The sequence below is a fragment of the Ectopseudomonas khazarica genome, assembly GCF_004521985.1.
GTDB classification, from domain to species: domain Bacteria; phylum Pseudomonadota; class Gammaproteobacteria; order Pseudomonadales; family Pseudomonadaceae; genus Aquipseudomonas; species Aquipseudomonas khazarica.
Genome location: NZ_SBHZ01000009.1, coordinates 212,642 through 218,641, shown reverse-complemented (window position 1 = coordinate 218,641; position 6,000 = coordinate 212,642). Strand labels below are relative to the sequence as shown.

The window sequence follows — 6,000 nt, the reverse complement described above, 5'->3', positions numbered from 1 at the left end:
GTACCCGCCCCAGCCGCCCCCGTACTGGGTGGTGATCTGGTCCTGGCGTTCGTCGACGATCAGTACGCTCTGTACCTTCAGGTCGCCCTGGCCGGCGCTGGCCTGGCGCAGGCCTCGCTGCTCGAGCTGGTCGGCGACGGCCTGGCTGATGCGGGCCTCGGTGATGTCGCTCTTGAGGCGCGCGTCATCGGGTTGGTAGAGCAGTTTGGCGTCCTTCCAGCTCCAGCTGCGATAGGCGGAGAAGTCGCGGCCGGGGTCGAAGTCGTGCTCCAGGCTGACGCTGGCGCAGCCGCTCAGCAGCAGGGTGAGAAGCAGGTAGGGCAGGGCGCGCATGATGAGCTCCAGTGCGTTCGATCAATAGGGAGGGTAGCCGTCCAGCGCGGCCCGGATGGCTACGCGCATGGCCTCGGCCTGGGCGCTCTGGTCCTTGCCGGCGATGGCTTCGCCGCTGCCGGACCAGACCACCTGGCGGTCACGCGGGTCGATCAGTTCGATGCGTACCACGGCGACTTTCTGTTCGTAGGTGCGCACGATGGGCACGCTGCCCCAGGCGCCGTAGTGGCGATCCCAGCGGCTGCCGGCACCGTAGTAGCCACCGACATCGTCGTAGTACTGGCGCTGGCGGGTTTCCTGGCTGATGCGGGCGTGCACCAGCAGATCGCCGGGGCCCTGCAGGGCGGGGCGCAGACCGTACTGGTCGAGGCCGGCGCTGACGCTTTCGGCCAGTTGCTCGCCGCCCGGCGCGCGGCCGTCGAGCCAGCTCCAGCTGCGGTAGCGGCCGTAGTCGCGCTGGGCCGCCGGATAGGCGCTGTGGTCGAAGGTGCTGGCCGCACCTGGGGGCGCCGGCGGCATCGGCAGTGATTCGGCCTGGTACGGATTCGGGCTCTGGCAGGCCGCCAGCAGGGGCAGGACGAGTAAGGCTATGGCGGTGCGCATGGTCGTCTCCGTGGTCGCGCGCGGCATCTCCGATGAGGTTCAGGCTACGCCGCCCGGCCTGCTTCGTCCAACGTGCTCAGCGCGGTCGGCAGATCCAGTGCAGGTAGCGGCCCAGGCCGGCGAAGGTGGGGTGGTGACGGTGCGCCAGCTCCATTTCCAGCAGGTCGACCAACTCGGCCTTGGCCTGGAACTCCTGCGGCATGTAGTCGTGGAACACGCGCACGCCGCTACGGCTTTCGACCTGCCAGTGCTGCTCGAGTTGCGTGGCCAGTTCGCGCGGGTCGACAGGGCGTTGCGGGGTCAGGCTCTGGCCTTCACCGGCGAAGCGCTCCTTGCGCAGCTTGCGGAAGTGCCCCTTGAGCAGGTTGCGGTAGATCAGCGCATCCTTGTTGTAGAAGGCCAGCGACAGCCAGCCGTTCTTCTCGGTCAGCTGGTGCAGTACCGGCAGGATGGCGGCCGGTTCGGCCAGCCACTCCAGTACGGCATGGCACAGCACCAGGTCGTAGGGCTGCTGCAGCTGGCCGAGCAGTTCCTGCCAGGGGGCCTGGATGAAGGTGGCGCTCTGTCCTGCCTCGGCGAAGCGCTGGCGCGCGCCGATGAGCATCGGCTCGGCAGGTTCGGCGAGGGTGACGTCATGGCCGCGCTGGGCCAGCCACAGGCTCATGTGGCCGAGCCCGGCGCCAACGTCGAGCACGCGCAGCTTGCGCTCCGGCAAGGCTTCGGCCAGGTCGGCCTGGAGCACGGCCAGGCGGATCGCACCCTTGGCGCCGCCGTAGATCTTCTCGGCGAAGCGGGTGGCGAGTTCATCGAAGTGGCGGTCGCTCATTTGAGGAAGCGCCGTTCGTTGTCGGCGAGCTTGTCGAGCACCGCCTGATTCATGTCGAGGCCCAGCTCGCTGCACAGCTGCAGGAGATAGAGGACCACGTCGGCCACTTCCTGCCCCGCGTGGGCGAGCTGTTCAGGGGGCAGCTGGCGCGACTGTTCTTCGCTCAGCCATTGGAAGATCTCCACCAGTTCGGCCATTTCCACGCTGGCGGCCATGGCCAGGTTCTTCGGGCTCTGGTAGCGACGCCAGTCGTTGTGATCGCGAATGGCGTGCATGCGGGCGGTGAGTTCGGGCAGGTTCATCGGCTGGCTCCTTTCGAGCCGCATAGCTTCGGCGCGAACGCCATGCGCTGCAAGCGGTGCGTGTAGCCCGCATGCAACTCGGGGCCTCGCTTCGGCAGCCTTCCCGGAGCCTGTTCAGGCCAGGCGTCGATGCGCTGTTGCCGGCGATCACGCGTTGCCGCTGATCGTCGGCAAGCCGGCTCCTGTACCAAGCGTGTTTGCCGCCCTGGGTCAGCGTTCCAGCGGCTGCCAGCTCCCGGCCATGTGCGGCGTATCCTGCTCGCCGATCAGGTGGAACTGGCCAGCGGGTGCAGCTGCACTGGCTTGCAGGGCCACGTGGGTGGGCAGCAGGACCGGTTTCTGGAAGCGCACCTCGACTTCGTAGCCGGCCAGCGGCAGGTGCTCCTGCAGCGCTGCCAGGCTGCGCGCCTTGTTCCACAGTCCGTGGGCGATGGCGCGAGGGAAGCCGAACAGCCGCGCGGTGACGGCGAACAGGTGAATCGGGTTGTAGTCGCCGGCCACGCGCGCATAGCGGCGGCCGGTGTCGGCAGGGGCGGACCAGTCGGCCAGTGACGTCAGCTCCAATGGCGTTCGTTCGGCACGCGGTTGCATCTGGCCGTCGAGGCGCAGGGCGCGGCAGAGGATGCGGCTGTCGCCTTCCCAGAGCAGGCCGAGCTGGTCTTCCAGGCGGGTGATCAGGCTGAAGGTGGCGCCCTTGTCATGGGGTTGCAGATCGGCCACCTGCACGCTGACCTGGAACGGCCCCAGCCCACCCAGCGGGCGCAACACGCGGATACGATTCTCCAGGTGCACCAGGCCCAGCAGCGGGAAGGGGAAGCGCCGGTCGGTGAGCAATTGCATCTGCAGGCCGAAGGCGAGCACATGCGGGTACACCGGCGGCAGGTAGGGGCTGTCATCGATGGCGCAGACCTGGCGATAGCGCGCCAGGTGCTGCGTGTCTACTTCCACGCGGCAGCGCAGGCCGAGGTCGGGCAACTGGCGGCCGGTCACCTTGCGCCGCAGGGCTGCGCGCAGGAACAGGCCGGGCAGGGCCGGCGGGGTGTCGAGATCGAGCCAGTCGATGGCCATTGGGCGAACTCCTTGGCGAATGGATGGCAGCAGCTTAACCGCCGCTGACGCGCTGGCATTGGCTGTGCTGCCTGGCGTGCATGCCGGGCAGCCAATCCCTCTGCTGCGCGGTTTGCGCACGGCGGCCCGCTGCCCCTAAGATGGCGCCGTTCACGAATAACGCTCACTAATAAGAAGAACAGCAGGAATCATGCGTGATCTGACCGACGATGTGGCGCTGATGCGCCCGGTAATCGATGCCCTGCGCGCCAGCGGAACCGACCCCGACCGTGTGCTGGTACGGGTTGGCCTGCCCCCTGGCGGACTCCCGGCTGGCCGCTTCCCGCATGCCGCGCAGGCAGCGTTCTGGAAAGCCGCCAGCGAAGAGTGCGGCGAGGCGCATGTGGGATTGTTCCTGGCCGAGCATCTGCCGGCGTTCCATGGCCTGCTCCTGGAATACCTGTTCCTCTCCAGTGAAACCTTCGGCGCCGGTCTGCGCCATGCGCTGCGCTACGTGCGGCTGCTCTCCGATACCCTCAACGCCCATCTTGCCGTCGACGGCGAGATGGCGGTGCTGACCTTCGGTGTCGAAGCCGATACCCCACGACACTTTCCGGAGATGCTCGCAGGCGCGGTGATCCGCCTGTTCGCCGCCTTGACCGAAAACGACTTTCGTCCACGTGAGGTGCGCTTCATGCACGCCGAGGGCGCGCCGGCCGAACGCTACCAGGCGGTCTATGGTTGCCCGGTACGGCTGGGGGCCGAGGACTGCGCGCTGCTGTTCGACGCCGCGGTGCTGGACAAGGCCTCGCGCCACGCCGCCCCGGACCTGCTGCGCATGCACGAGTCCCTGGCGCGGCGGCAGCTGGCCGAGGTGGAGCGCCTGGACCTGGTGCGCCAGGTACGCGAGCTGATCGCCGAGTTGCTGGTCGACGGTGGCGCGACGCTGGAGCAGGTGGCCGGCCGCCTCAACATGCCGGCCCGACGCTTGCGCGAGCGCCTGGCGATGGCCGGCGTGCGCTTCAACGACCTGATCACCGATTACCGCTGCCGACTGGCCAAGGACCTGCTGCTCAAGACCGACGAGCGTATCGAGGTGATCGTCGAGCGCACCGGCTTTTCCGAGCCGAGCACCTTCTACCGTGCGTTCAAGCGCTGGGTGGGGGAGACCCCGGTGGAGTTCCGCAAGCGCGGCAAGGCGTGACGCGGGAAGTGGCCGGCGCTTGAGTGGCGACGGTCGTCCCCAATCCCTGCCTCGCTGCACGCTTCTGTCGTAGTGCACCGAACCCCGGCGCGCTCCTGATTGCAGGCTACGCGCCGGGTCGTTGTGGCTAGGCCCCGAGCAGGCTCTGTCCGCACACCCGCAGCACCTGCGCGGTGACTGCGCCGGAACCGGGCTGGGCGAACCAGGCCACGGCTTCGGCGACATCCTGCGGCAGGCCGCCCTGGCTCATCGAATTCATGCGGCGCCCGGCTTCGCGGATGCCCAGCGGAATGGCGGCGGTCATCTGGGTCTCGATGAAGCCCGGCGCCACTGCGTTGATACTGATGCCTTTCTTGCCCAGTGCCGGCGCCCAGGCCTGGGCGAGGCCGATGACCCCGGCCTTGCTCACGGCGTAGTTGGTCTGGCCCATGTTGCCGGCGATGCCGCTGATCGAGGCGATCAGCACCACGCGGCCGTTGTCATGCAGCTTGTCGGCGTCCAGCAGCGCCTGAGTCAGTACCTGCGGCGCCTTGAGGTTAACGTCGATCACCGAGTTCCAGAATGCATCGTTCATCTTCGCCAGGGTCTTGTCGCGGGTGATGCCGGCATTGTGCACGGCGATATCCAGCCCCTCGGGCAGGGCGTCGATCAGGCGTTGTGGCGCGTCCTCGGCACAGATGTCCAGGGTCACGGCCTGGCCGCCCAGGCGCGCGGCCAGGGCCTGCAGCGCATCGGCCGCCTGCGGGACATCGAGCAGCACGACCTCGGCCCCATCGCGGGCGAGGACCTCGGCGATGGCGGCACCGATGCCGCGTGAGGCGCCGGTGACCAGAGCCTTCTTGCCGGCCAACGGTCGTGTCCAGTCCTTCACCTGTTCAGCGCAGGCGCCCAGGCGCAGCACCTGGCCGGAGACGTAGGCGCTCTTCGGCGACAGGAAGAAGCGCAGCGCGCCTTCCAGTTGCTGGTCGCCGCCCTTGCCGACATAGAGCAGCTGCACGCTGCCGCCACGACGGATTTCCTTGCCCAGCGAGCGGGTGAAGCCTTCCAGCGAGCGTTGCACGCTGGCGGCGATGGGGTCTTTGATCGACTCGGGTGCGCGCCCCAGCACCACCACACGCGGGCTGTTGGCCAGGCCCTTGAAGGTCGGCTGGAAGAAATCACGCAGTTCGATCAGCTGTTCGAAGCGGGTCAGGTGGCTGGCGTCGAACACCAGGGCCTTGAGCCTGGGGCCGTGCTCGGCGGTCCAGCGCGGCAGCTCCAGCTGGCCCTCGCGCGCAGCGAACAACTGGTCGGTGAGCTTGTTGGCGAACGGCAGTACGCTCTTCAGCAGGTCACCCTCGCCCCCGAACAGCAGGGCGCCGTCCACCGGTCTGACTCGGCCGGCCATCCAGCGCTCCAGGCGTACCGGGGCCGGCAGGCCGAGTGCGCCGACCAGGCGACGGCCAGTGGAGGAGTTGGCGAAGGCGAGGTAACGGTCGGACATGAAAGACTCCTGCGGACGAATCGGAAGTGCTGCCACTGTACGCGGCAGTCGGCAAAGCGCAATTGACTCTGTTGCCTCATGTGCCGGCAAGGCGGCCAATGTTCGCAACGGCGCGAGGTTTAGCCTGTGCGGCCAGAAGGCTAAAGTGTAAACCTGACATTCTCCGGGGGCCGGCTGACGCGCAGTCGCTCGTCTCTTCGCT

General features: G+C 68.0%; 7 protein-coding genes. 1 reads left to right on the top strand and 6 read right to left on the bottom strand.

The features are described from left to right. From EPK82_RS14085 to EPK82_RS14065, 5 genes are all read right to left on the bottom strand, one after another. Positions 1-333 (bottom strand): DUF4136 domain-containing protein (locus EPK82_RS14085; RefSeq protein WP_134676953.1); only part of this gene is annotated, 333 nt, incomplete at its 3' end. Between the two features lie 21 nt (positions 334-354). Then, a complete protein-coding gene (locus EPK82_RS14080; RefSeq protein ID WP_134676952.1) occupies positions 355-936 on the bottom strand; it encodes a DUF4136 domain-containing protein in 582 nt (193 codons plus the stop codon). A gap of 76 nt (positions 937-1,012) precedes the next feature. Beyond that, positions 1,013-1,762: a methyltransferase domain-containing protein gene (locus tag EPK82_RS14075; RefSeq protein ID WP_134676951.1), complete on the bottom strand. Its 750-nt coding sequence runs from the start codon at positions 1,760-1,762 to the stop codon at positions 1,013-1,015. Further along, on the bottom strand, positions 1,759-2,064 hold the full coding sequence (locus EPK82_RS14070) for a nucleotide pyrophosphohydrolase (protein WP_037046147.1): 306 nt from the start codon (positions 2,062-2,064) through the stop codon (positions 1,759-1,761). The genes EPK82_RS14075 and EPK82_RS14070 overlap by 4 nt, the downstream gene beginning before the upstream one ends. 210 nt (positions 2,065-2,274) lie before the next feature. Beyond that, positions 2,275-3,132, bottom strand: coding sequence for a MaoC family dehydratase (locus EPK82_RS14065; protein WP_134676950.1), 858 nt, complete (start codon positions 3,130-3,132; stop codon positions 2,275-2,277). A 190-nt stretch (positions 3,133-3,322) separates the two neighbouring features. Here EPK82_RS14065 and EPK82_RS14060 point away from each other — a divergent pair, with 190 nt between their 5' ends. Beyond that, a complete protein-coding gene (locus EPK82_RS14060; protein ID WP_134676949.1) occupies positions 3,323-4,315 on the top strand; it encodes an AraC family transcriptional regulator in 993 nt (330 codons plus the stop codon). A 127-nt stretch (positions 4,316-4,442) separates the two neighbouring features. On the opposite strand, the gene EPK82_RS14055 is transcribed toward EPK82_RS14060, so the two are convergent. Then, complete coding sequence (locus EPK82_RS14055) at positions 4,443-5,798, bottom strand: 3-oxoacyl-ACP reductase (RefSeq protein WP_134676948.1); 1,356 nt, start codon at positions 5,796-5,798, stop codon at positions 4,443-4,445. Positions 5,799-6,000 lie beyond the last annotated feature (202 nt).